24 protein-coding genes are annotated in these 21,513 nt (G+C 73.0%); 13 read left to right on the forward strand and 11 right to left on the reverse strand.

Going from position 1 to position 21,513, the window contains the following annotated elements:
• Nucleotides 1–92: 92 nt before the first annotated feature.
• Both OO60_RS35295 and OO60_RS46725 read right to left on the reverse strand, forming a co-directional pair.
• Entirely contained in the window at nt 93–1,259 is a 1,167-nt protein-coding gene (locus tag OO60_RS35295) for a glycosyl hydrolase (RefSeq protein WP_033262989.1), read from the reverse strand.
• 138 nt (nt 1,260–1,397) lie between these two features.
• Nucleotides 1,398–1,556 (reverse strand): hypothetical protein, encoded by a 159-nt coding sequence (locus tag OO60_RS46725; RefSeq protein ID WP_156081344.1) that lies wholly within the window; start codon nt 1,554–1,556, stop codon nt 1,398–1,400.
• Nucleotides 1,557–1,616: 60 nt separating this feature from the next.
• Between OO60_RS46725 and OO60_RS35300 the strand changes: the two genes are divergently transcribed.
• The gene (locus tag OO60_RS35300) at nt 1,617–2,768 is read left to right on the forward strand and encodes an acyl-CoA dehydrogenase family protein (RefSeq protein WP_004558679.1); all 1,152 of its coding nucleotides are present in this window, start codon (nt 1,617–1,619) and stop codon (nt 2,766–2,768) included.
• Between the two features lie 362 nt (nt 2,769–3,130).
• On the opposite strand, the gene OO60_RS35305 is transcribed toward OO60_RS35300, so the two are convergent.
• Nucleotides 3,131–5,416, reverse strand: coding sequence for an ATP-binding protein (locus OO60_RS35305; RefSeq protein ID WP_004558680.1), 2,286 nt, complete (start codon nt 5,414–5,416; stop codon nt 3,131–3,133).
• Between the two features lie 135 nt (nt 5,417–5,551).
• Between OO60_RS35305 and OO60_RS35310 the strand changes: the two genes are divergently transcribed.
• The 3 genes from OO60_RS35310 to OO60_RS35320 are packed head-to-tail and all read left to right on the forward strand — an operon-like array spanning nt 5,552 to nt 8,839.
• Nucleotides 5,552–6,577, forward strand: coding sequence for an amidohydrolase family protein (locus OO60_RS35310; RefSeq protein WP_033262990.1), 1,026 nt, complete (start codon nt 5,552–5,554; stop codon nt 6,575–6,577).
• Nucleotides 6,574–7,467: an amidohydrolase family protein gene (locus OO60_RS35315; protein WP_004558682.1), complete on the forward strand. Its 894-nt coding sequence runs from the start codon at nt 6,574–6,576 to the stop codon at nt 7,465–7,467. Before OO60_RS35310 ends, OO60_RS35315 begins: the two co-directional genes overlap by 4 nt.
• 19 nt (nt 7,468–7,486) lie before the next feature.
• Nucleotides 7,487–8,839 carry an MFS transporter gene (locus OO60_RS35320; RefSeq protein WP_004558683.1) on the forward strand — a complete coding sequence of 451 codons (1,353 nt, stop codon included), beginning with the start codon at nt 7,487–7,489 and terminating at the stop codon, nt 8,837–8,839.
• Here the strand turns inward: OO60_RS35320 and OO60_RS35325 are convergent.
• Nucleotides 8,836–9,915 (reverse strand): spore photoproduct lyase family protein, encoded by a 1,080-nt coding sequence (locus tag OO60_RS35325; protein ID WP_004558684.1) that lies wholly within the window; start codon nt 9,913–9,915, stop codon nt 8,836–8,838. The two genes, OO60_RS35320 and OO60_RS35325, sit on opposite strands and share 4 nt — an antisense overlap.
• A gap of 7 nt (nt 9,916–9,922) precedes the next feature.
• Nucleotides 9,923–10,717: an NAD(P)-dependent oxidoreductase gene (locus tag OO60_RS35330; RefSeq protein ID WP_004558685.1), complete on the reverse strand. Its 795-nt coding sequence runs from the start codon at nt 10,715–10,717 to the stop codon at nt 9,923–9,925.
• A 78-nt stretch (nt 10,718–10,795) separates the two neighbouring features.
• Between OO60_RS35330 and OO60_RS35335 the strand changes: the two genes are divergently transcribed.
• The 4 genes from OO60_RS35335 (at nt 10,796) to OO60_RS35350 (ending at nt 14,305) form a co-directional block, all read left to right on the forward strand.
• Nucleotides 10,796–11,470, forward strand: a complete 675-nt coding sequence (locus tag OO60_RS35335; protein WP_033262991.1) for a GntR family transcriptional regulator — start codon at nt 10,796–10,798, stop codon at nt 11,468–11,470.
• A gap of 102 nt (nt 11,471–11,572) precedes the next feature.
• Nucleotides 11,573–12,277 carry a 4-carboxy-4-hydroxy-2-oxoadipate aldolase/oxaloacetate decarboxylase gene (locus tag OO60_RS35340; protein WP_004558687.1) on the forward strand — a complete coding sequence of 235 codons (705 nt, stop codon included), beginning with the start codon at nt 11,573–11,575 and terminating at the stop codon, nt 12,275–12,277.
• Entirely contained in the window at nt 12,274–13,338 is a 1,065-nt protein-coding gene (locus tag OO60_RS35345) for a 4-oxalomesaconate tautomerase (protein WP_004558688.1), read from the forward strand. Before OO60_RS35340 ends, OO60_RS35345 begins: the two co-directional genes overlap by 4 nt.
• 10 nt (nt 13,339–13,348) lie before the next feature.
• Nucleotides 13,349–14,305 (forward strand): catechol 2,3-dioxygenase, encoded by a 957-nt coding sequence (locus OO60_RS35350; protein WP_004558689.1) that lies wholly within the window; start codon nt 13,349–13,351, stop codon nt 14,303–14,305.
• A gap of 15 nt (nt 14,306–14,320) precedes the next feature.
• Here OO60_RS35350 and OO60_RS35355 read toward each other — a convergent pair whose 3' ends face one another.
• Nucleotides 14,321–15,316, reverse strand: a complete 996-nt coding sequence (locus tag OO60_RS35355) for a LacI family DNA-binding transcriptional regulator (RefSeq protein ID WP_004558690.1) — start codon at nt 15,314–15,316, stop codon at nt 14,321–14,323.
• 82 nt (nt 15,317–15,398) lie between these two features.
• Between OO60_RS35355 and OO60_RS35360 the strand changes: the two genes are divergently transcribed.
• Nucleotides 15,399–16,250 carry a phytanoyl-CoA dioxygenase family protein gene (locus tag OO60_RS35360; RefSeq protein ID WP_004558691.1) on the forward strand — a complete coding sequence of 284 codons (852 nt, stop codon included), beginning with the start codon at nt 15,399–15,401 and terminating at the stop codon, nt 16,248–16,250.
• A 41-nt stretch (nt 16,251–16,291) separates the two neighbouring features.
• Entirely contained in the window at nt 16,292–16,432 is a 141-nt protein-coding gene (locus OO60_RS47260) for a hypothetical protein (RefSeq protein WP_004558692.1), read from the forward strand.
• Between the two features lie 49 nt (nt 16,433–16,481).
• Here OO60_RS47260 and OO60_RS48275 read toward each other — a convergent pair whose 3' ends face one another.
• The gene (locus tag OO60_RS48275; protein ID WP_004558693.1) at nt 16,482–16,604 is read right to left on the reverse strand and encodes a hypothetical protein; all 123 of its coding nucleotides are present in this window, start codon (nt 16,602–16,604) and stop codon (nt 16,482–16,484) included.
• Nucleotides 16,605–16,783: 179 nt separating this feature from the next.
• Here OO60_RS48275 and OO60_RS35365 point away from each other — a divergent pair, with 179 nt between their 5' ends.
• Nucleotides 16,784–17,608 carry an NBR1-Ig-like domain-containing protein gene (locus OO60_RS35365; protein WP_004558694.1) on the forward strand — a complete coding sequence of 275 codons (825 nt, stop codon included), beginning with the start codon at nt 16,784–16,786 and terminating at the stop codon, nt 17,606–17,608.
• A gap of 25 nt (nt 17,609–17,633) precedes the next feature.
• On the opposite strand, the gene OO60_RS35370 is transcribed toward OO60_RS35365, so the two are convergent.
• Entirely contained in the window at nt 17,634–18,068 is a 435-nt protein-coding gene (locus OO60_RS35370; RefSeq protein ID WP_004558695.1) for a hypothetical protein, read from the reverse strand.
• 194 nt (nt 18,069–18,262) lie between these two features.
• On the opposite strand from OO60_RS35370, the gene OO60_RS35375 reads away from it, so the two are divergent.
• Nucleotides 18,263–19,015: a ZIP family metal transporter gene (locus OO60_RS35375; protein ID WP_004558696.1), complete on the forward strand. Its 753-nt coding sequence runs from the start codon at nt 18,263–18,265 to the stop codon at nt 19,013–19,015.
• Here OO60_RS35375 and OO60_RS35380 read toward each other — a convergent pair.
• The gene (locus OO60_RS35380; RefSeq protein WP_004558697.1) at nt 18,996–19,313 is read right to left on the reverse strand and encodes a hypothetical protein; all 318 of its coding nucleotides are present in this window, start codon (nt 19,311–19,313) and stop codon (nt 18,996–18,998) included. The two genes, OO60_RS35375 and OO60_RS35380, sit on opposite strands and share 20 nt — an antisense overlap.
• Before the next feature lie 9 nt (nt 19,314–19,322).
• The gene (locus OO60_RS35385) at nt 19,323–19,916 is read right to left on the reverse strand and encodes an SRPBCC family protein (RefSeq protein ID WP_004558698.1); all 594 of its coding nucleotides are present in this window, start codon (nt 19,914–19,916) and stop codon (nt 19,323–19,325) included.
• 93 nt (nt 19,917–20,009) lie between these two features.
• Between OO60_RS35385 and OO60_RS35390 the strand changes: the two genes are divergently transcribed.
• Complete coding sequence (locus OO60_RS35390) at nt 20,010–20,642, forward strand: TetR/AcrR family transcriptional regulator (protein WP_004558699.1); 633 nt, start codon at nt 20,010–20,012, stop codon at nt 20,640–20,642.
• Here OO60_RS35390 and OO60_RS35395 read toward each other — a convergent pair whose 3' ends face one another.
• Nucleotides 20,643–21,458 (reverse strand): S1 family peptidase, encoded by an 816-nt coding sequence (locus OO60_RS35395; RefSeq protein ID WP_033262992.1) that lies wholly within the window; start codon nt 21,456–21,458, stop codon nt 20,643–20,645.
• Nucleotides 21,459–21,513: the final 55 nt, after the last annotated feature.

The raw sequence follows: 21,513 nt of genomic DNA on the forward strand, positions 1-21,513 counted from the left end.
GGGGATTCCCGGAGGCGTGAGGTGGGTGCGGTGCGGGGGCTCGTGAGTGGTAAGGCGCGTTAGAACGCGCCTTACCACTCACGACCGGTGGGTCAGCAGTGGCCGAGGTCGCGCCACTGGGCGGTGAGGCCCGGCTCGGAACCCTGGGTCCACCAGTTCGCCTGCCAGAGGTGGGCGTTGTGCTTCGCCCGCTGGCCTTCGAGGTACACCGTGCCCCAGTCCCATTCCGGCGCCGTCGAGCAGTCGGCGGGCTGGGACGGGGTGGTCGGGGTGGTGGGCGTGGTCGGCGTCGTCGTGGGCGTGGTGGCCGGCGGCGGGGTGGTGCAGCCGCTGACGGTGTCCACATGGGACGTTCCGGCGCTGCGGTACTGCCCGGCCTTCGCGACCGCGTCGGCCGGCGAAACGACCTGGTTGCCCGCGTAGTACGTCCAGTCGACCTGTTCGGTGTAGACGCTGTTCCCGCTCGTGTGGCCGGCGGTGTCGATGAACCACATGTTGTAGTTGATGGACATCGGCGTGCGCGGGTACACCGGGTCGCCCTGCGCGTCGGTCGTGTGGTCGGCCGTCAGGACGCCATCGATGTAGTACTTCACGTGCCCGCCCGACACCTGCGTGACGATGTCGTGCCAGCCGGCGAAGCTGCGGTTCTGCGCGGTGGACGTGCGCAGGCCGTCCCAGGTCGGGTTGTTCCAGTAGGTGTACCAGCTGGTCTGGTAGTCGGCCTGCGGGCCGCCCCAGCCGCCGTTGGGCAGGTACTCGGAGAAGTCGAGCTCGCTGTAGAGCGGGTCGCGGTCGTACCGCAGCGGGGAGATCGTGAAGTAGGTTTCGTTGACGTGGTCGCCGTCGGGGCCGCTGTCCGGCGCGTCGGTGAAGCGGACCCGGCTGGCGTACGTGCCGTCGAGGAACCGCAGCTGGTTCTGGTAGAGCTCGGCGTGCGTCGTGCCCGCCGCGCTGCCGTCGGTGGTGGCGGTCAGCTGGGCGACGCGCTCGCCGCCCACGGACGGGAAGCTGACATTGCCGGTCAGCCACCGCGCGCCGGGCACACCGGGGCTGCCGACGTCGTTGCGCGTGGTCCAGCCGGCCCCGCCGAACGCGGGGTCGGTGGGCGAGGCGTAGTGGAAGTCGTCGAACAGCACGCCGCAGTCGGCCGCCGCGGCCGCCGGGCTGGCGGCGGCCCCGCCGGAGAGGAGCAGGGCGGTCGCGGCCACGGTCGCGACGCTCGTCAGGACTGCTGTCGTGGTGCGGGTTGAGCGGGACATGGGTCGCCTCCTGGGAATGCCGTCCGCGGGGAGCGCCGATTGGTCTAGACGAATCAGGTGGCCAGTACCTTCCTCTTGACCATTGGTAAAGTCAAGAAGGGAGCAGAACTTACCTTTGGTAATTTCTGCGGGGGTGGCTCAGCGCGCGAGCCCGCCGGGGCCGCAGAGCAGGTGCCGCGGCCGCAGCCCGGCGCCGCCGACGCCGGACACCCCACCCGGCACCCCGCACCGCGCCAGGTGCGCAGGGCAGCGGGCGCCCGCGCGGCGGTAGCTGCCCCGGCCGCCGGAAGCCGTCACGAACCCACCTCGCGCAGCGGGACCGCCATGATGGGGGCGAGCCGAGCGGAAGGACAGCGCATGGAGCTGACCGAGGAAGAGGCCGGGATCGTCGCGGTCGTGCGGGACTTCGTGGACCGCGACGTCCGGCCGGTGGCGCGGGAGCTGGAGCACGCCGACACCTACCCCGAAGCGCTCATCGAGCGGATGAAGGCGCTCGGCGTCTTCGGGCTCGCCGTCCCCGAGGCGTGGGGTGGGACGCCGGTCTCGGCGCGGTGCTACGCCGAGGTCACCGAGGAACTCGCGCGCGGCTGGATGAGCCTCGCCGGGGCGATGGGCGGGCACACCGTCGTCGCCGAACTGCTCGCCGGGCACGGGACCCCCGAGCAGCAGGCGCGCTACCTGCCCCGGATGGCCACCGGCGAGGTCCGCGCGACGATGGCCTTGACCGAACCCGGCGGCGGCTCCGACCTGCAGGCCCTGCGCACCACCGCCCGCCGCGACGGCGAGTCCTATGTGGTCGACGGCGCGAAGACCTGGATCACCAACGCCCGGCGGTCGCAACTGGTCGCCCTGCTGTGCAAAACCGACCCGCACGCCGAACCCGCGCACGCGGGCATCAGCATCCTGCTCGTCGAGCACGGCCCCGGCTTCACGGTTTCCCGCGACCTGCCGAAGCTGGGGTACAAGGGCGTGGAGAGCTGTGAACTGTCCTTTGCGGACTTCCGGGTGCCGTCGACCGCGCTGCTGGGCGGCGAAGCCGGCCGCGGGTTCGCACAGATGATGCGCGGGCTGGAGCTCGGCCGGATCCAGGTGGCCGCCCGCGCGCTCGGCGTCGGCCGGGCCGCGCTCGAGGATTCCCTGCGGTACGCCCAGGAACGCGAGACGTTCGGCAAGCCGATCTGGCAGCACCAGTCGGTCGGCAACCACCTCGCCGACATGGCCACCAAGCTGGAGGCGGCGCGCCAGCTCGTCCACCACGCCGCCCGCCGCTACGACTCCGGCGAGCGTGCCGACCTCGAAGCCGGGATGGCGAAGCTGTTCGCCTCCGAGACGGCGATGGAGGTCGCCCTGAACGCGGTCCGGATCCACGGCGGCTACGGCTACTCCACCGAGTTCGACGTCGAACGCTACTTCCGGGACGCGCCGCTGATGATCGTCGGCGAAGGCACCAACGAGATCCAGCGCACCGTCATCACCCGGCAGCTGATCCGGCGCCACCGCACCGGCTGAGGCGGGATCGAGCGTGGGGGGCCGCGCCGTCTTGGGGGGAGGGGGCGGCGCGGCCCCGCCACGCTCTGCCGGGCCACGCGAGGGGGGCGCCGCGTGCCGGCTGGTCCGAAGTGCCCTAGCGGGTCCGGTTCGGTGCCGAATGGACCGTCCAAGGAGGATTGCCGCATTGTGGCCGCCAAGTGCCGATGTGCACCCATTGGCGGCCCCACGGGTGGGACATGAGGACGGTCGGGCGCCGGCACCGGGGGCAGGTCTGCGGTGCCGAGTCGATGGACACTCGTCCTCCTCCGGGTGGTGGCTGGTCGCGGGGAAGAGGATCGTCCGAACGGGACCGGAGCGGACCGGGGAAACTACCCGGATCGCTACGCGGGTCGCCCGGACTGGCCCGCCAGCCACGAAGCCACCTGGGTGCGGGAGGTGAGGCCGAGCCGCACCAGGATGTTCTCGACGTGCCCCTCCACGGTCCGTCCGCTGAGGACGAGCGCGGCCGCGATGTCCTTGTTGCTCATCCCGCGCGCCACCAGCTCGGCGATCTCCCGCTGCCGCCGGGTCAGCCCGCCGGGCGGGGCCGCTCCGGCCGCCGGTGCCGCGGGCGGCCGCTCGCCCAGCGCACCCCGGACGATCTCGTCGAGGCCGGAGGCGGCCGCTTCGGCGAAGGCCGCGTCGAACGCCTCGTCCCCGAGCGCCTTGCGGGCCAGGGCCGCGCACTGCTCGTCGACACCCTGGTAGGGATTCGTCTCGCCGACGCGCGCGCCGCTGAGCCGCCAGGCCGAGGCGGCGCCCCCGAGCAGCCGGGCCACCCGGTCGTGCGCCCCTTGCGCGGAGTGGCACCACGCGAGCGCCTCGACGAGGAACGCGAGCAGCGTGCGGTCCGGCAACCGCAGTGCGATCGCCTCGCGCAGCAGGTCCGCCGCCGCGGCGGGCTCGCCCGCCCGCCACCGGTGGATCGCGACGGCCCACAACGCATAGCCGCGTGACCACTGTGCCCCGTGCCGGTCGGCCAGGGCGAGCGCCTCTTCGGCGGCGGCCGCGCCGCGCGAGTCGCCGAGGAAGAACCGCGCGGCGGCGAGCAGGACCAGCGTGTCGAACACCAGCAACGCGTCCCCGGCCGTGCGGTACCCGGCCAGCGCCCGTTCCAGCAGTGCGGCGCCGCCCGCCAGGTCGCCGGCGAAGAACGTGGCCATGCCCGCACATTCCGCGTGGCCTGCCCGGAGCCGTGCGTCGCCGAGCTCCTCGGCGAGTTCGTCCAGCTCCGCCAGTAGCTCGGCGTGCGGCGCCCCGGTCTGGATCGCGAGGAACGCCATCGCGTACAGCCCGCGGGCCCGGACCAGCGTGCGCTCGCCGCACAGTTCGAGGCCGCGCCGCAGGTGAGCGCAGCCCTCCGGGACGAGGCCGCCGCCGTACCAGAAGTTCCACAGCGACGCCGCGATGTCCAGCGCCTGGGCCGCCCGTCCGGGGTCGGCGAGGCAGTGTTCGAGCACGGCACGGAGGTTGGTGTGTTCGCGCCGGAGCCGGCCGACCCATTCGGTCTGCTCGGGGCCGAATCCCTCGGCCCGGTAGCGGCGCGCGAGGTCCGCGTAGTACCCGGCCTGCCGGGCCCGCACTTCGGCCTCGTCGCCTGCTTCGGCGAGCCTGGCGCTGCCGTACTCGCGGACGGTCTCCAGCATGCGGTACCAGGCGTGCCGCCCGAAGGTGCCGTTGCGGCGGCTGAGGACGGACTTGTCCACCAGCCCCGTGACGACGTCCAGCGTGCCGGCTTCGGCGGGCGCGCAGACGTGCTCGGCGGCGTCGAGGTCGAAGCCGCCGGGGAACACCGACGCCTGCGCCCACAACCGCTGTTCCGCGCGCGTGCAGAGCTCGAAGCTCCAGCCGATCGCCGCTTCCAGGGTCCGGCGGCGGGGCCGGGCGCCCTGCGGTGCGGAGGTGAGCAGGCCGAGCCGGTCGTCGAGCCGCTCGAGGACCTGGTCGACCGACAGCACGCGGACGCGGACCGCGGCCAGTTCGATGGCCAGCGGGATGCCTTCGAGCCGGCGGCAGATCCGGTTCACCGCCGCCCGGTTGCCGGGGGTGAGGGCGAACCCGGGCGCGACGGCGGCCGCGCGTTCGGCGAACAGCGTCACCGCCTCGGCCGGGCCGGCGCCGGTGTCCGCGGCCGGGACGGGCAGCGGCTCGACGTGCAGGATGTGCTCGCCCTCGACGTGCAGCGTGTGCCGGCTGGTGGCCAGCACCCGGAGGCCGCCGGCGCCCGCGAGCAGTTTCGCTACCAGGGTCGCGCACTCGTCCGCGACGTGTTCGCAGTTGTCCAGCACCAGCAGCAGCTGCCGGTTTTCGAGGTGTTCGGCGAGCCCGGCCGCCTGGTCGCTGGTGCCGCGCAGGCCGAACGCCGTCGCCACGGCGTTCGGTACCAGGCGGGGATCGCCCAGGTCGGCCAGCTCGACCAGCCACACGCCGTCCGGGAAGGCCCGGCGCACGTCGGCCGCGACCCGCAGGGCCAGCCGCGTCTTGCCGACACCCCCGGCGCCGGTCAGGGTGACGAGCCGGGCCGCCGACAGCAGCCGCTTGGCCTCCCCGAGCTCCTGCCGCCGTCCGACGAAGCTGGTCAGCTCCGCCGGCAGATTGCCGGTGCTTCGGCGGGGTCGGGCACCCATGCGGAGAGTCTAGGTCCGGACGGACGCGGCTCAAGTCGAACCGGCGGGCGGCAACTACTTCGTCGCAGATATTGTTAACAATCTCATCGACGATTAGGGTGCGGGTATCGAGACCCGAAGCGACGAGGAAGCACCGTGATCATCGACTGCCACGGCCACTACACCACCGCACCGCCCGCCCTCGCGGCGTGGCGGGACCGGCAGATCGCCGCCCTGGACGGCGGCGGCCCCGCGCCCGCCCGCGCCGACCTGCGGATCAGCGACGACGAACTGCGCGAGACGATCGAGCCGAACCAGCTGCGGCTGATGGACGAACGCGGGATCGACCTGACGATCTTCTCGCCCCGCGCCTCCTTCATGGCCCACCACGTCGGCGGCTTCGAGACCTCGGCGGCGTGGGCGGCGATCTGCAACGAACTCTGCCACCGCGTCAGCGCCCTCTACCCGGAGCGGTTCGCCCCGGCGGCGATGCTCCCGCAGTCCCCGGGCGCCGACCCGGCCACCTGCCTGCCCGAGCTGACCCGCTGCGTCGAGGAGTACGGCGCCGTCGCGCTGAACCTCAACCCCGACCCGAGCGGCGGCCACTGGACGGCCCCGCCGCTCACCGACCGGTCGTGGTACCCGGTGTACGAAAAGATGGTCGAGTACGACATCCCGGCGATGGTGCACGTCAGCACGAGCGTCAACCCGGCGTTCCACACCACCGGCGCGCACTACCTCAACGCCGACACGACCGCGTTCATGCAGCTCGTGCAGGGCGACCTGTTCACCGACTTCCCGGCCCTGCGGCTGATCATCCCGCACGGCGGCGGCGCGGTGCCCTACCACTGGGGCCGGTTCCGCGGCCTGGCGATGGCGCTGGGCAAGCCGGCGCTGGAGGAACACGTGCTGGACAACGTCTTCTTCGACACCTGCGTCTACCACCAGCCCGGTTCGGACCTGCTCTTCGACGTCATCCCGGCGCGCAACATCCTGTTCGCCTCGGAGATGATCGGCGCGGTCCGCAGCGTCGACCCGCGCACCGGCCACCACTTCGACGACACCCGCCGCTACGCCGAAGCCGCGAACCTGTCCGAAGAGGACTGGGCGGCGATCCGGGAGCACAACGCCCGCGCCGTCTACCCGCGCCTGGACGCGCTCCTGAAGGGCCAGGGCCGGTGACCGCGGCCAAGACGCCGGGCTGGCTGGACTGGAACGCCGAACCGTCCACACCGGACTTCCGGCTGCCGCCCGGCGCGGTCGACGCCCACTGCCACGTCTTCGGCCCGCAGGCGCGGTTCCCGTTCGCCCCGGAACGCAAGTACACCCCGTGCGACGCGAGCAAGGAACAGCTCTTCGCGCTGCGCGACCACATCGGCGTCGCCCGCACCGTCATCGTGCAGGCCACCTGCCACGGCGCGGACAACTCCGCGATGCTCGACGCCGTCCGTGCCGCCGGCGGACGGGCGCGCGGGGTCGCGACCGTCCGGCCCGACATCGGCGAAGCCGAACTGCGGCAGCTGCACGCGGCCGGTGTCCGCGGTGTGCGGTTCAACTTCGTCAAGCGGCTGGTCGACGCCGCGCCCCACGAAGACCTGAGCGCGATCGCGAAGAAGATCGCCCCGCTCGGCTGGCACGTCGTGCTGTACTTCGAGGCCGCCGATCTGCCCGGACTCGAAGGCTTCTTCGGCACCCTGCCCGTGCCGCTGGTGATCGACCACCTGGGACGGCCGGACGTCACGAAGCCGGTCGACGGCCCGGAATTCCGCCGGTTCCTGGACTTCGCCGCCGCCCACGACGTCTGGGTCAAGGTGAGCTGTCCCGAGCGGCTCACCGTCACCGGGCCCCCGGCCTACGCCGACGTCGTGCCGTTCGCCCGGCGCGTCGTCGCGGAGTTCCCGGACCGGGTGCTGTGGGGGACCGACTGGCCGCACCCGAACCTGAAGCAGCACATGCCCGACGACGGACTGCTCGTCGACCACGTCCCGCGGATCGCGAACACCCCCGAAGCGCAGCGGAAGCTGCTCGTCGGCAACCCGATGCGCCTCTACTGGCCCGGCGAAACCGCCTGAACCCCCCGAAGGGCCTGCAATGCAGCACGCCAATGCGCTCCACCGGCTGAACCGCCTGCCGATCGCCCGGTTCCACAAGTTCACCCTGCTCGCCGTCTCGTTCGCCTACTTCTTCGAGTTCGCCGACATCAACAGCTTCGCCACCACCGCGCCCAAGCTGATCAAGCTCTGGGGCGTGACGGTGGACCAGGTCGCCTACGTGACGTCGGCGTCGTTCGTCGGGATGTTCTTCGGCTCGATCATCGCGAGCACCGTCGCCGACCGCTGGGGCCGGAAGAACGCGCTCGTGCTGACGACGGTGTGGTTCGGCGTCTTCTCGTTCGCGGCGGTGTTCTCGTGGGACATCGTGTCGCTGGGCGTGTTCCGCGTCCTGACCTCGGCCGGCCTGTCGGCGATGACCGTGGTCGCGGTGATCTACGTCAACGAGCTGTACCCGGCGGCGAACCGCGGCAAGTACCAGGCGTACGCGATCGTGATCGGCATCTGCGGCACGCCGGTGACCAACCTGATCGCCAGCGCGGTCGTGCCGCTCACCAGCTGGTCCTGGCGGCTGGTCTACCTGTGGGGCGCGCTCGGCGTCCTGCTCGTGCTGGTCACCCGGCGCCTGAAGGAGTCGCCCCGCTGGTACGAAAGCCGCGGCGAGCACGGACGGGCCGACGCGGTGCTGCGGGAGATCGAGGCGCAGGTCGCGGCGGAGAAGGGCCCGCTGCCGGAGCCGGCGCCGCCGATCGAGGAGGCGCCGGTGGCCAAGGCGCCGCTGCGATTGTTGCTGCGCCGGAAGTACTTGCTGCCGACGCTGCTGCTCACCGTCTTGTGGGTGACGCAGACGATCGGGTTCTTCGGCTATTCGAGCTGGGCGCCGACGCTGCTGGCCAAGGAGGGCTTCAGCGTCGAGAAGTCGGTGTTCTACGTGGCCCTCACGACGGTCGGCGCGCCGCTGGGCTCGTACTTGGCGGCCCTGGTCACCGACCGCTTCGAGCGCAAGTGGTGCCTGGTCGCCTTCGGGACCGTGATCGCGCTGTGCGGGCTGCTGTACGGCCTGACGTTCGACCCGGTGCTCATCGTGGTGTTCGGCTTCCTGGTCAACATGTTCGAGCGCGGGTACACCGCGCTGGGGTACGCGTATTCGCCTGAGCTGTTCGACACGCGCGGCCGCTCGCTGGGCACCGGCGTGTCGTACGGCCTCGGACGGCTGTCGAACGCGGCGGGCCCGCTGGTCGTGGCCGCGCTGTACAACGGCAGCGGCTACCGGAGCGTGTTCTTCTTCATCGCCGGGACGTGGCTGGCCGGCGCGGTGGTGCTGGCGGTCTTCGGACCGCGGACGCGGCAGGCGCGGCCCGCGCGCGCCACCGCGGCGCCGGCCGGTGTCTAGAACGCGTACCGGACGCGCAGGTAGGGCGCGTGGACGGCGATGAGGTCGAGGAGCTCGTCCAGCAGGGCCCGCTTGTGGCCGGCCCGGTAGCGGACGTTCACCCCGCCGCCCTCGCTGCGCTTGGTCTCCTGCAGGTCGGGCCGCCACAGGACCCGCTCGGCCTTCGGGTGCCAGCCGAGGTTGACCTCGTGCAGGCCGCGGTTGTGCGTCAGCATGATCACCTCCGCGGCCAGCTGGGCCTTGGTGGCGTCGTTCGTGGCGTCGCCGAGGTCCTGCAGCAGCCGCGTCCAGTCCGCGAGCCAGCCGTCGTAGACGACGACGGGGCTGAGGTTGACGTGCACCTCGTACCCGGCGGCGGCGAAGTCGTCCAGGGCGCGCAGCCGGTCGGCGATCGGGCTGGTGCGCAGGTCCAGCAGCTTCGCGGGCCGCTCGGGCATCAGCGAGAACCGGATCCGGGTGCGGCCGCGCGGGGCCAGGTCCAGCAGCCCGCGGTGGACGTACTTGGTGGCGAAGGACGCTTTCGCGGTGGGGTGCCCGGCGAACAGGCCGATCAGGTCCGCGACGTTGTCGCTGACCAGGGCGTCGACCGAGCAGTCGGAGTTCTCACCGATGTCGTAGACCCACGCCGCGGGGTCGCACTGGTTCGGCTCCGGCTTGGGCCCCTGCCGGGCGATGTGGCGGGCCAGGTACCCGGTGATCTGCTCGATGTTGGCGAAGACGGTGATCGGGTTGGAGTAGCCCTTGCGGCGCGGGACGTAGCAGTAGGCGCACGCCATGGCGCAGCCGTTGGACGTCGACGGGGCGATGAAGTCGGCCGAGCGCCCGTTGGGCCGGGCCGTCAGCGACTTCTTGATCCCGACGACCAGGGCCTCGCGCTTGATGCGCACCCAGCGGCGGACGTTCGTCTCGTCGCCGTGCAGCTCGGGGATGCGCCAGTGGCTGTCCACCTCGACGACGGTGGCGCCGGGGAAGCGGTCCAGCACCTGGCGCCCGCGGGGGAGCTCGGCGGCGGCCGGCTCCACGTAGATGCGCGACGGTGCGAGCAGCTTCTCCCGTTCGAGGGTCGCGTCGTCCACGAGCGGTTCACCTGCGCAGTTCCGGGGCTTCCGAGCCTACCCGGGCGAGGTGCCGGAGCTGATCCCGCGCCGCGGTGGCCACGTCGTGGCGCACGCCGAGCTCGCCGAGCATTTCGGCGGCGGCCGTCATCTCGGCGGTGCGGCGGACGGCGTGCCGGTGGGACCCGTCGACCAGGCGGTCCACGGTGGCCGCGTCCGCGGCGGTGAGCTCGCCGACGACGATCTTGCGCAGCCAGTCCTCGCAGCCGGCGGCCCGGGCGGCCTGCAGGGCCTCGACCACGGCGGCGGACATGCCCTTGAAGAAGACGCTCCGCAGCAGCTTGCGTTCGGCGGCGAGCCCGGCCTCGCCCGGCATGACCTCGACCGCCGCGCCGAGCGGGTTCAGGAGCGCCGCGACAGTGTCGGCGGCGGGCCCGGTGGCCAGCATCGGGACCCGCAGCCCGCGACCGGGGACGGGGGCCATGATCGCGACGTCGGCGAAGGCGACACCGCGTTCGGCGGCGAGGGTGGCCAGCCGGCGTTTGGTGCCGGGGGATGCGGTGTTCAGGTCGGCCCAGGCGGTGCCGGGGCCGAGGCCGGCGAGCCCGGCCTCCAGCGCGTCGAGGGCGGCCGACGCGCTGTTGACGCTGAGCACGAGGTCGGCACCGCGGGCGGCGTCGGCCTCGGACTCGGCGGCCACCACCTCGCCGGTGGCGGCGACGGCCGGGTCGTACCCGCGGACGGTGACCCCGGCCGTCACCAGATCGCGGGCGAACGCGCCCCCCGCTTCGCCGAGTCCGAGTACCGCGACGGTTCCGGTCATAGCAGAATCCTCCTTGCCAGCTACGATCGAGTACACGATGTGCTCGACAAAATTGTCAACAAAAACGGAGCCGAGGTTATGACCGACAGTGTTGCGGACCGGCAGCCGGGGGAGCGATCCGCGGTGGCGGCGATCCGCGACGCCATCGTCCGCGGCGAGTTCGTGCCCAACCAGCGGCTGGTCGAGGCCGATCTGTCGGCTCAGTTCGGGGCGAGCCGGGCGACCGTGCGGGCGGCGCTGATCGAGCTGGCGAACGAGGGGCTCGTCGAGCGGGTCCAGAACCGCGGGGCCCGGGTGCGCGCGGTGTCGCTCGAGGAGGCCGTCGAGATTTCCGAGGTCCGCATGATGCTGGAGTCCCTGTGCGCGGCGAAGGCGGCGGAACGCATCTCGGACGCCGAGGTGGGCGAGCTCCGCGAGCTGGGCGAGCGCATGCAGATGGCGGTGGCGGGTGGCGACGTGGTCGGGTACTCGGGCCTGAACCAGCGGCTGCACCGCCGGATCCGCGAGATCGGCGGCCAGCACACGGCGGCGCAGGTGCTGGAGCGGCTTCGCGGGCAGAGCGTGCGGCACCAGTTCCGCCTGGCGATGCGCCCGGGCCGGCCGCAGGTTTCGCTCCCGGAGCACCTGGCGATCATCGACGCGATCTGCGCGAACCACCCGGAGAAGGCGGCCGAGGCGGCGCGGGTCCACCTGGCGAGCGTGATCGAGGCGCTGAAGGCGGCGGACGCCGAAGTCTCCCCGCTCCACCCCTGACCCGCCGGCGGAGCTCCAGGTGGGCCGGCTGAGTATGCGGGTGGGCCCACTTCGCCGCCAAAATTGTTGACAATTTCGTCAACCGGATCGTACGGTAAGCGTATGAAGCCCGTCATCGTCACCGATCCGCCGCGTGCCGACCTCGAAGAGGTGACCCGGCTGGCGGACTACGGCGTCGCCACCGTGCACGAGGCGCTCGGCCGCTCCGGGCTGCTCGGGGCGGACCTCCGGCCGATCCAGGACGGCGCGCGGGTCGGCGGCACCGCCGTCACCGTCCTCTGCTGGCCCGGGGACAACCTGATGATCCACGCGGCCGTCGAGCAGTGCCGCGAAGGCGACTTCCTCGTCGTCACCACCACCTCGCCGAACCGGGACGGCCTCTTCGGCGAGCTCTTCGCCACCGCGCTGCGCCGTCGCGGGGTGCGCGGGCTCGTCACCACCACCGGCGTGCGGGACGTCGCCGACCTGCGGGCGCTCGGCTTTCCCGTGTGGTCCGCCGCCGTGAGCGCGCAAGGCAGCGTCAAGGCGACCGCGGGTGCGGTGAACGTGCCCGTCGTCGTCGGCGGGCAGCTCGTCCGGCCCGGTGACGCCGTCCTGGCCGACGACGACGGTGTCCTCCGCGTGCGCCGGGAAGACGTCCGGACCGGACTGCAGCGGGCCAGGGCCCGCCTGGAAAAGGAAGCCGACGCCAGGGAAGCGTTCGCGAACGGCCAGCTCGGCCTCGACCGCTACGGCCTGCGCGACCGGCTCGAAGCCCTCGGCGTCCGCTACCTGACCGCCGAGGAGTACGAAAAGGAGCAGGCATGACCGGCGTGCGCTGCATGCTCATGCGCGGCGGCACCTCGAAGGGTGCCTACTTCCTCGCCGAAGACCTCCCCGCCGACCCGGCCGCCCGCGACGACCTGCTGCTGCGGATCATGGGCACCCCCGACCCGCGCCAGATCGACGGCCTCGGCGGCGCCCAGCCGGTCACCAGCAAGGTCGCGATCGTCTCGGCGGCCGCCGAGCCCGGCCACGACGTCGACTACCTCTTCCTGCAGCTCGGCGTGGCGGAGCCCACCGTCTCCGACCGCCAGACGTGCGGCAACCTCCTCGCCGGCGTCGGGCAGTTCGCCGTCGAACGGGGGCTCGTGCCCGCCGGGCACGGACGCACCACCGTCCGCGTGCGGCTGCTCAACACCGGTTCGATCGCCGTCGCGACCTTCGCCACGCCCGGCGGCGAGGTCGACTACCGGGGTGGCACGGCCATCTCCGGCGTGCCCGGCACCGCCGCCCCCGTCGAGCTCGCCTTCACCGGAACCGAAGGGTCCGTGTGCGGCAGCCTCCTGCCCACCGGTCACGTCCGCGACGACGTCGGCGGCATCGAAGTGTCCTGTGTGGACAACGGGATGCCGGTCGTGGTGGCCCGCGCCGCCGACCTCGGCGTCACCGGGTACGAACCGGTCGGCGACCTCGCCGCCGACACCGCGCTCGCCGGCCGGATCGACGCCCTGCGCACCGAAGCCGGGAAGCTGATGGGGCTCGGCGACGTCGGCGGCAGCCCGGTGCCGAAGACCACCCTGGTCGCCGCGCCGCGCGACGGCGGCGCGATCTGCACCCGCACGTTCATCCCGGTCGAGCCGCATCCGTCGATCGGGGTGCTGGGTGCGGTGAGCGTCGTGACCGCGCTGCTGCTCGACGGCGCCGCCGGCCACGAACTGCTCGTCGCCCCGGCCGGCGGCGAGCCCGTCGAAGTCGAGCACCCGAGCGGCAAGCTCGCCGTCGGCATCGAGTTCGACACCACCGTCACCCCGCCCCGGGTCCACCGGTCGGCGATCCTCCGCACGGCCCGGAAGTTGTTCGACGGCACCGTTTTCCCCCGGTCCTGAGGAGCCAGCCTTGCCCGACCCCTCGCCCCGCCACGAGATCGCGCACCTCGGGCACGTCGAGCTGTTCACCCCCGAGCCGGAGCAGAGCCTCGGCTTCTTCGTCAACATCCTCGGCCTGACCGAGAACGGCACCGACGGAGACTCGGTCTACCTGCGCACCTGGGACGACTACGAGCACCACAGCCTCAAGCTCACCGCGGCGAAGACGTCCGGCGTCGGCCGGACGGCGTTGCGGGCCTCCAGCGAGGAAGCGCTCGACCGGCGCGTGGCGGCGCTGGCGGAGTGCGGCCTCGGCGTCGGCTGGGTCGACGGCGACACCGGGATCGGCGCCACGTACCTGTTCCGCGACCCGGACGGCCACGAACTCGAGCTCTACTGGGAAACCGAGCGCTACCGGCCGCCGGAGCACCTGCGGCCGGCGCTGAAGAACCAGGCCCAGGCGTACCCGGGCCGCGGTGTCGGCGTCCGCCGCCTCGACCACGTCAACTACCTGGCCCGGGACGCGGAGGCCAACGGCCGGTTCGTCTGCGACGTCCTCGGCGGCCGGGTGACCGAGCAGATCCGGCTCGACAGCGGCGTCGTCTCCGGGCAGTGGACGCACTTCGCGCAGAAGTCCTACGACCTGGTCTACACCACCGACTGGACGGGCTCGCACGGACGGCTGCACCACATCGCGTTCGCCACCGACACCCGCGAAGACGTCCTGCGCGCCGCCGACATCGCGCTCGACAACGGCGTCCACATCGAAACCGGGCCGCACAAGCACGCGATCCAGCAGACGTTCTTCCTCTACCTCTACGAACCCGGCGGCAACCGCATCGAGCTGTGCAACCCCACCGGGCGGCTGATCTTCGCGCCGGACTGGGAGCCGGTCACCTGGACCGAGGCCGAACGGGCCAAGGGCCAGGCGTGGGGCCTGAAGACGATCGAGTCGTTCCACACCCACGGCACGCCGCCGGTGCCCTGACCGGTTCCGCGGCGCTCAGCTCGTCTCGCGCACCTCCAGGTGGTGCGGCGCGACGATCGACCGCGGCGGCTCCGGGTCCGCCGCCTGCCGCGCCAGGCGGTCGAGGGCGAGTTCGGCGATGCCGTCCTTGTCCGGGGACACCGTCGTCAGCGCCGGCACGCTGTAGCGGCCGTCTTCGATGTCGTCGAAGCCCACCAGTGCCACCGACTCCGGCACTGCGACGCCGCGGTCGGCGGCGGCCCGCAGGGCCCCCAGCGCCAGCTCGTCGGTGAAGCAGAAGACCGCGTCGGGCGGTTGGTCGGCGTCCAGCAGCCGCAGCATCGCCCGGTGGCCGTCGGCGCGGTGCAGGCGCCCGACCGGCACTTCGAGCTCCGGCTCGGCCGGCAGCCCGGCTTCGGCCAGCGCCTGCCGGTAGCCCGCGAGACGCTGGCGGGCGGTCGCGTTCAGCGAGCGCGGCTGGATGCCCAGCGCCGCGACGCGGCGGCGGCCCGGCGCCAGCAGGTGCGCGGTGGCCTCGCGGGCGGCCGCGACGTTGTCGATGGCGACGTGGTCGACGCCGGCCGTGCCGTCGTGCTCGCCGAGCAGCACCAGCGGGACGGGGTCCGTGCGCGCGGCCAGTTCCGCGGGCGCCACCGCCCACGGGCTGAACAGGACGCCGTCGACGAGCTGGCTGCGCTTGCCGTGCAGCAGCTCCTTCTCGCGCTCGGCGTCGCCGTCGGTCTGGTCGATGAGCACGGTCAGGCCGCGGGCGCCGGCGACGCGCACGGTCCGCGCGGCGAGCTCGGCGAAGTAGGGCGAGTCGATTTCCGGGATCACCAGCGCGACCAGCCCGGTCCGGCCCTGGCGCAGCGTGCGGGCGGCCAGGTTGGGCCGGTAGCCGAGCGCGTCGATGCTCGCCTGCACCCGTTCGCGGGTCGCCGGGGCCACGTAGCGGAACCCGTTGACCACATTGGACACCGTGCGCACCGACACGCCGGCGTGCTCGGCGACGTCGCGCAGTTTCGGATTCACCGGCGCATCGTACCTCTTGCAACGTGGCATGCCACGTTGCAAACTGACTTCGCCACGCCGTCGTGCCCTTCAGGAGGCCAGGATGACCGCGACCGTTCCCGCCCCGCTGCCCGCGGCCGAACTCGCCCGCCTGACCGGGCGCCTGCACGCCGACGGCATCATCGGCCTGCCCGGCGCGTTCACCCGCGACTGGGTGCGGCGGCTCGGCGAAGACATCGACGTCGCGTTCGCCGAGGCCCGCGCCCGGCCGGACGGCGCCGTCGGTCGCGGCCCACACCGCTTCTACGTCGAAATCCACCCGGAGCAGCTGCGCGGGTTCGCCGACCTCGTCACCCACCCGTGGATCACCGCCGTCGCCGAGTCGGTGCTGGGGCCGGCGTACCGGATCGTCGAGGTCGGCTTCGACGTCCCCCTCGCGGGCGCGGTCGACCAGCCGTGGCACCGGGACTTCCCGATGCCCGCCGAAACCGCGCGCGACCGCAGGCTGACGTCGCTGGCGGTCAACGTGACCGCGGTCGACACCGAGCCGGACATGGGGCCGTTCGAGATCGCCCCAGGCACGCACTGGGACGACGGCAGCGCGTTCGAGCACGGCATGTTCCCGCCGCGGGCCGCCTACCCGCGCTACCGCGAGCTCGCGGCGCGCAAGTTCCCGAAGATGGGCGACATTTCGATCCGGTCGGCGCTGACGGTCCACCGCGGCACCGCCAACCGTTCGGCCAAGGCGCGCCCGGTCCTGGTCCTGGGCCTCGACGCGCCCGGCGCGGGCAACGACGCCCGCCACGACACGGCGGTGACACCGGGGTTCTGGGCGGCGCTGCCGGAATCCGTGCGCGCCCACCTGGACTGCCCGGTCGTCGACGTCCTGCGGCCGATCACCCAGAAGCACACGATCGAGGGCCTGGTGATGGGGGAATCGGGGGACGCGGGCTGAGCCCGATGTTTGCCCCGCGCGGACGAGGGCATCACGAGGCCATGGCTGAAGCGGGAATCACCGAGATGTCGGGCCGGGCCGGGGTCGTCGCGGCCCTGCGACGCGTACTGCTCGCCTTCGGGGTCGGGGGTGCGCTGGCGTGCCTCGCCTGGATGGCGTTGTGGCTGGCCATGCACGTCTGAACGTCCAGGCTCCGGCCACGTGGGTGCCCGCCGTGGCCGGAGCCTGGTTTCACTGGCAGGCTTCGCAGTCCGGGTCGTCGATGCGGCAGGCGGCGCCGTCGGTGAGCGGGAAGTCGAAGTCCTCCAGCACGGGGACGGTGGCGGTCTCTTCCGGAGTGGTGGTGGCGGACATGGCCCTCCCTTGTGGACGAACGGTTACGCCTGTGTGTAGCGCCGAAGATCGCCGGGCATTCCGTGACGCGCGCCACAGGACGCGGTGCCGCCCGGCCAGGTGATCTCCGGAACCGCCGTCGGCGGGCGTGCCGCACCTGCGTTACCGTCGCGGTCGGGGGGGCCGGGGGAAGGCGGCAGATGACGATCGACCACGCGGACGGCCCGGTGCGCAAACGGGGCCGCCGGGCCCACCGGCCCGATCCCGGCGACGGCCCGGTCGCCGCCTTCGCCCACGCGTTGCTCTTGCTCAAGGAGACGGCGGGCGATCCGTCCTACGACCGGATGCGCACCGAATTCGGGGCGGTGGCGTCGAAGTCGGCGCTGGCGGCCGCCGCCCGCGGGCTGCAGCTGCCCAGCTGGGAAACCACCTGGGAGTTCGTGCGGCCACTGGCGGTCACCGTGCTCGGCGAGGACGAAGCACAGGCCCGGCGCGAGTGGCGGGCCCGGTGGACGGCGGCCCGGCCGGACGGCGGCGACCCGGGACCGGCACCGAAGCACGGCCGGCACGGGTGGCTGCTGGTCGCCACGGTGGTGGCCGTGGTGGTGGCGGGTGCCGTGGTCGCCGTGAGCCGGCCGCGGTCCGGCGGCGGGGAACCGTCGCTGCCGATCGCGGGCGACGCCTCCAGCCTGGTCGCCGACGTCACCTACCCCGACGGCAGCCGGGTCCCGGTGAACCAGCGGTTCGTCAAGACGTGGCGGCTGCGCAACGCCGGCACGGTCGCGTGGCACGGCCGGTTCCTGCAGCGCCTGCCCCCGCTCGACGGCCTGGACGTCTGCCACACCGATCCGCGCGTGCCGCTGCCCGACGCCGAACCCGGCGCGGACGTGACGGTCAGCGTGCCGGTCCAGGCCCGCGGCACGCCGGGGGCGTGCCAGGTGTTCTGGAAGATGGTCGACTCCGGCGGGCGGCTCTACCTGCCGCAGTCGAGCGGCATCTACTTCCAGGTGGAAGTGACCGGCTGAGCCCGCGGGCCCAGCCGGCCGGGGCTCAGATGAAGTAGTCCACGTTGGCGACGAGGCTGGTGCCCATGCCCTTCACCCGGACCTCCAGGTTCGACGCGGTGTTGGCGGGCCACTTGACGGTGCCGACCCCGGACTGCCCGCAGCCGATGCCCTGCCAGGCGTCGGGGTGGGCCGCCTTGCCCATCCGGGCCTCCACGCACGCGGCCTGGTTGGTGCCGGACTGCGTGTTCCACTCGACCCGCAGCTTCCCGCGCCAGCCGCTCGCCGGGCTGGTGTACGAGCAGTGCCGGGACACCGGGCCCCACTTGGCCACCGCGCCGGTGGCGGTGCCGGAGCACAGTGCGGACGTGCCGAGCGAATCGGCTCCGGCGGGTGCGGCGGTCAGGGTCGCCAGCGCGACGGCGGTCCCGATGACGGCGGCCGCGCGGCCGCGGGCCGCCTTGCTGCTCTGGGTGCGCATGGGAATGTCCGTTTCCTTTCTCGACACCGGCGCTCTGCCGGTGTCACGGAGCGTCGCAAGGCGGCGGCGAACGGGACAACAACCCGGCTGTCCGGGGAATGTCCGCGCACATCAGGACATTTCCGTGTCCGGCGGCGGCCGGGTGGGTAGTCCTCCCATCGGTTGCTCTCGGTGCCGGTGGAAGGTGGGTTTTCGTGCCGCAGTGGGTGGAGGCGGGGCTGTGGGGCCTCGTCGGCGGGGCCGCGCTCGTGCTCGGCGCCGCCGCGGCGTGGTGGGTTCGCGTGCCGCGGCGGGTGGTCGCCGGGATCATGGCCTTCGGGGCCGGGGTGCTGATCTCCGCGTTCGCGTTCGACCTGGTCGACGAGGCCCAGCAGGCCGGCGGGCTCGGTCCCACCGCGGGCGGCTTCCTCGGCGGCGCGGCGGTGTACGTCCTGATCAACGTCCTGCTCGCGCGCCGCGGCGCCCAGCACCGCAAGCGTTCCGGCGGCCGTCAACCGTCCGAACAGGACACCGCGGGCAGCGGGGCGGCGATCGCCGTCGGTGCGCTGCTCGACGGCGTCCCGGAATCCGTCGTGCTCGGCCTGTCCCTGCTCGGCGGCGGCGGGATCGGGGTCACCGTGCTCGCGGCCGTGTTCATCTCGAACGTCCCGGAAGGACTGTCCAGCGCGGCCGGCATGAAGGCCGCCGGGCGCAGCGCCCGGTACGTCTTCGGCGTGTGGACCGGCATCGCGGTGGCCAGCGGGGTCGCGGCCCTGGTGGGCAACCTGCTGCTGCGGACCGCGTCCCCCGCGACCGTCGCCGCGATCACGGCGGTGGCCGCGGGGGCGATCCTGGCCATGATCGCCGACACCATGATCCCCGAGGCGTTCGAACGGACCGAGCTCTACACCGGCCTGCTGGCCACGATCGGCTTCCTGACGGCGTTCGTCATCGGCCACGCCGGCTGAGCGCGACCGCGACCGCGACCCCGGCCGCGGTGAACAACACCGTGGCCACCGGGCTCAGGTACTTCGACAGGCTCGGCGCCGTGCTCGGCCCGGCCAGCCACGACGTCAGTGCGACGGCGTAGACCGCGGCCACGGCGGCGGCCCACCAGCGGTGCGCCCGGCGGCGCAGCGAACCGATGAGCACGACGGCGATCGGCACGGCGGCCAGGAAGGCGAACTGGCCGGCCACCATGACCGGGACGGCCCAGGCCGCGACGAGCACGGCCGCCGGGGTGCGGGGCGGGGCGGTGACGGTCATCGTGGCTCCTCAGCGGGCTTCGGCGGTGGTCTTGAGGTCGGCGAGCCAGGCGTCGAGCCCAGGAGCCAGGTAGCGGATCGCGGTCGCGGGGTCGGCCTCGATCTGCGCACCGGTCCAGCTCTCTTCGGTGCGGACGAGCACCCCGCCGCGCACCGGCGTGAACGTCCAGACGTGCACGCCGCGGTCGATGCGCAGCCCGTCGCCGATCGCCGGGCCGGTCCAGCGCACGCACCGGCCGGGTTGCAGCTGCTCGACGGTCGAGGTGATCACCAGCGTGGTCGCGGGCGTGCTGGGCGTGGCGGGTGCCGGCGTGGTCCACCGGAACCGCGAGCCCGGCCGCAACGGCCCGGGGTCGAGCCGTTTCGCGCTGGTGACGGCGGACTGCCACGCGGGCCAGCCCGCGACATCGGTGTGCAGCTGCCAGGCCGTCCGGGCCGGGGCCTCGACCAGCGTCTCGGTCCGGTGGTGGAGCCGGGCCGCGGGGTCGATGCCGGCGCCCCGGCAGGTGAGGGACGCCGAGGCGGCGGCCGGGGTGGCGGGGCTCAGGAGACCCGCGGTCAGGGGAAGCAGCAGCAGTGCGGAACGCAACCGGTGGACGTTCAAGGTTCTCTCCCTGTTGTTAGCGCCTGTCTCGATAGTTAGAAGCTATAACTCAGCCGGCGTGAGTGTCAATAGGAAAAGTGATAGCCTCTAACGGTGACGGAGAACGGGACCTCGCGGGAGCGCTACCGGGCCCAGGTGCGCGCGGAGATCAAGCGCCACGCGTGGGAGCAGATCGCCGCGGCCGGGGTGCCCGCGCTGTCGCTCAACGCGATCGCCAAACAGGTGGGCATGAGCGGCCCGGCGCTGTACCGGTACTTCGCGAGCCGCGACGAGCTGATCACCGCCCTGATCCGCGACGCCTACCGCAGCCTGGCCGACACAGTCCGGGCGGCCCGCGACGACGGCGCCGGGTTGCGCGGGCTGGCGCACGTCATCCGCGACTGGGCCCGCGCCGATCCGCAGCGGTACTTCCTTGTCTACGGCACGCCCGTGCCCGGCTACCACGCGCCGGACGACACCACCGCGATCTCGTTCGAGGTGATGGCCGTGCTGCTCGACGCCTGCGCGGCGGAGGCGGGCGACGCGCCGCCGACACCGTTCGAGGAGCACCTGGAAGCCCACCGCGAGTGGGCGGGCGGCCACCCCGCCCCGCCCGCCGTCCTGCACCGCGCGCTGTCCTTCTGGACCCGCCTGCACGGCGTGCTCTCGCTCGAGCTGGCCGGCCACTTCGCCGGCATGGGGTTCGACCCGGACCTGCTGATCACCGAAGAGCTGGCCGCCCGGTGATCACCCGGTCTGCGCGCGGATCCAGTCCGCCACGACGTCGACCCGGGCGATCGTCTCCGGCCCCGGCTGCGGGCACGGCGGCCCGGTGTTGACGATGGCCACCAGCGTCGCGCTGTGGTCGTCGTCCGAGACGAAGAACGGGCCGCCGGAGTCCTCCGGGCACGGGCCGTTCTCCACCGTGCGGGTGCCGACCGGCTGGGCCTCCAGGGTGGCCTGGCCGATCGCCGACACCCGGAACCGCCCGCGTTTGAGGTGGTCGGACGGGCCGAGCACGGTCGCCGAATGCGAACCCCAGCCGGCGAACTGCAGCTGCCGGCCGACCGCGGGCCGCGTTCCGGCCAGCGCCACCGGGGCGATGTCCTGGATCGGGCGGGCGAGCTTCGCCACGGCCAGGTCGTTCACCGGCGACTGCCGGACGTCGACGACTTCGGTCGTGTAGCCGCCCGGATCGGAGTCCTTCAGCCGTCCGACGGTCACGGTCATCGTGTACGGCGGCTTCCCGCCGATCCGGGCGTCCGCCAGGTCGTGGAAGCAGTGCCCGGCGGTGACGATCCACTGCGGCGCGACCAGCGAGCCGCTGCAGGCGCCGCTGCGCACGCCGCCGCCCGGGACGGGGATGTCGTCGGACGTCAGCTTCGCGTTGAAGGGCAGGACCGGGTTCGGCGCCGGCGGCGGGGGAGTGGTGGTCACCGGCGCCGGCGTGCCGCCCACGCCGTACCCGCCGGTCGCCGCGGCCAGCACGGGCCCGGTGCCCGGGACGCCGGTCACGGTGTGGGCGAACGCGAGCGCGGCCCCGGCCAGCAGCCCGGTCGTCATGGCGCGGGCACGGAAGAGCCGCCGTCGATCCGAAGGTGTCCTCACACTGGGAAGC

It is taken from the genome of Amycolatopsis vancoresmycina (assembly GCF_000716785.1).
Classification (GTDB): domain Bacteria; phylum Actinomycetota; class Actinomycetes; order Mycobacteriales; family Pseudonocardiaceae; genus Amycolatopsis; species Amycolatopsis vancoresmycina.

Excerpts from the sequence above, each read along its gene's own strand:
- OO60_RS47260 (WP_004558692.1), top strand. The coding sequence starts at position 16,292 with ATGGCTGAAGCGGGAATCACCGAGATGTCGGGCCGGGCCGGGGTCGTC.
- OO60_RS35370 (WP_004558695.1), bottom strand. The coding sequence starts at position 18,068 with ATGCGCACCCAGAGCAGCAAGGCGGCCCGCGGCCGCGCGGCCGCCGTC.
- OO60_RS35320 (WP_004558683.1), top strand. The coding sequence starts at position 7,487 with ATGCAGCACGCCAATGCGCTCCACCGGCTGAACCGCCTGCCGATCGCC.
- OO60_RS35345 (WP_004558688.1), top strand. The coding sequence starts at position 12,274 with ATGACCGGCGTGCGCTGCATGCTCATGCGCGGCGGCACCTCGAAGGGT.
- OO60_RS35295 (WP_033262989.1), bottom strand. The coding sequence starts at position 1,259 with ATGTCCCGCTCAACCCGCACCACGACAGCAGTCCTGACGAGCGTCGCG.
- OO60_RS35380 (WP_004558697.1), bottom strand. The coding sequence starts at position 19,313 with ATGACCGTCACCGCCCCGCCCCGCACCCCGGCGGCCGTGCTCGTCGCG.
- OO60_RS35395 (WP_033262992.1), bottom strand. The coding sequence starts at position 21,458 with ATGACGACCGGGCTGCTGGCCGGGGCCGCGCTCGCGTTCGCCCACACC.
- OO60_RS35305 (WP_004558680.1), bottom strand. The coding sequence starts at position 5,416 with ATGGGTGCCCGACCCCGCCGAAGCACCGGCAATCTGCCGGCGGAGCTG.
- OO60_RS35335 (WP_033262991.1), top strand. The coding sequence starts at position 10,796 with ATGACCGACAGTGTTGCGGACCGGCAGCCGGGGGAGCGATCCGCGGTG.
- OO60_RS35340 (WP_004558687.1), top strand. The coding sequence starts at position 11,573 with ATGAAGCCCGTCATCGTCACCGATCCGCCGCGTGCCGACCTCGAAGAG.
- OO60_RS48275 (WP_004558693.1), bottom strand. The coding sequence starts at position 16,604 with ATGTCCGCCACCACCACTCCGGAAGAGACCGCCACCGTCCCCGTGCTG.
- OO60_RS35360 (WP_004558691.1), top strand. The coding sequence starts at position 15,399 with ATGACCGCGACCGTTCCCGCCCCGCTGCCCGCGGCCGAACTCGCCCGC.
- OO60_RS35365 (WP_004558694.1), top strand. The coding sequence starts at position 16,784 with ATGACGATCGACCACGCGGACGGCCCGGTGCGCAAACGGGGCCGCCGG.
- OO60_RS35300 (WP_004558679.1), top strand. The coding sequence starts at position 1,617 with ATGGAGCTGACCGAGGAAGAGGCCGGGATCGTCGCGGTCGTGCGGGAC.
- OO60_RS35330 (WP_004558685.1), bottom strand. The coding sequence starts at position 10,717 with ATGACCGGAACCGTCGCGGTACTCGGACTCGGCGAAGCGGGGGGCGCG.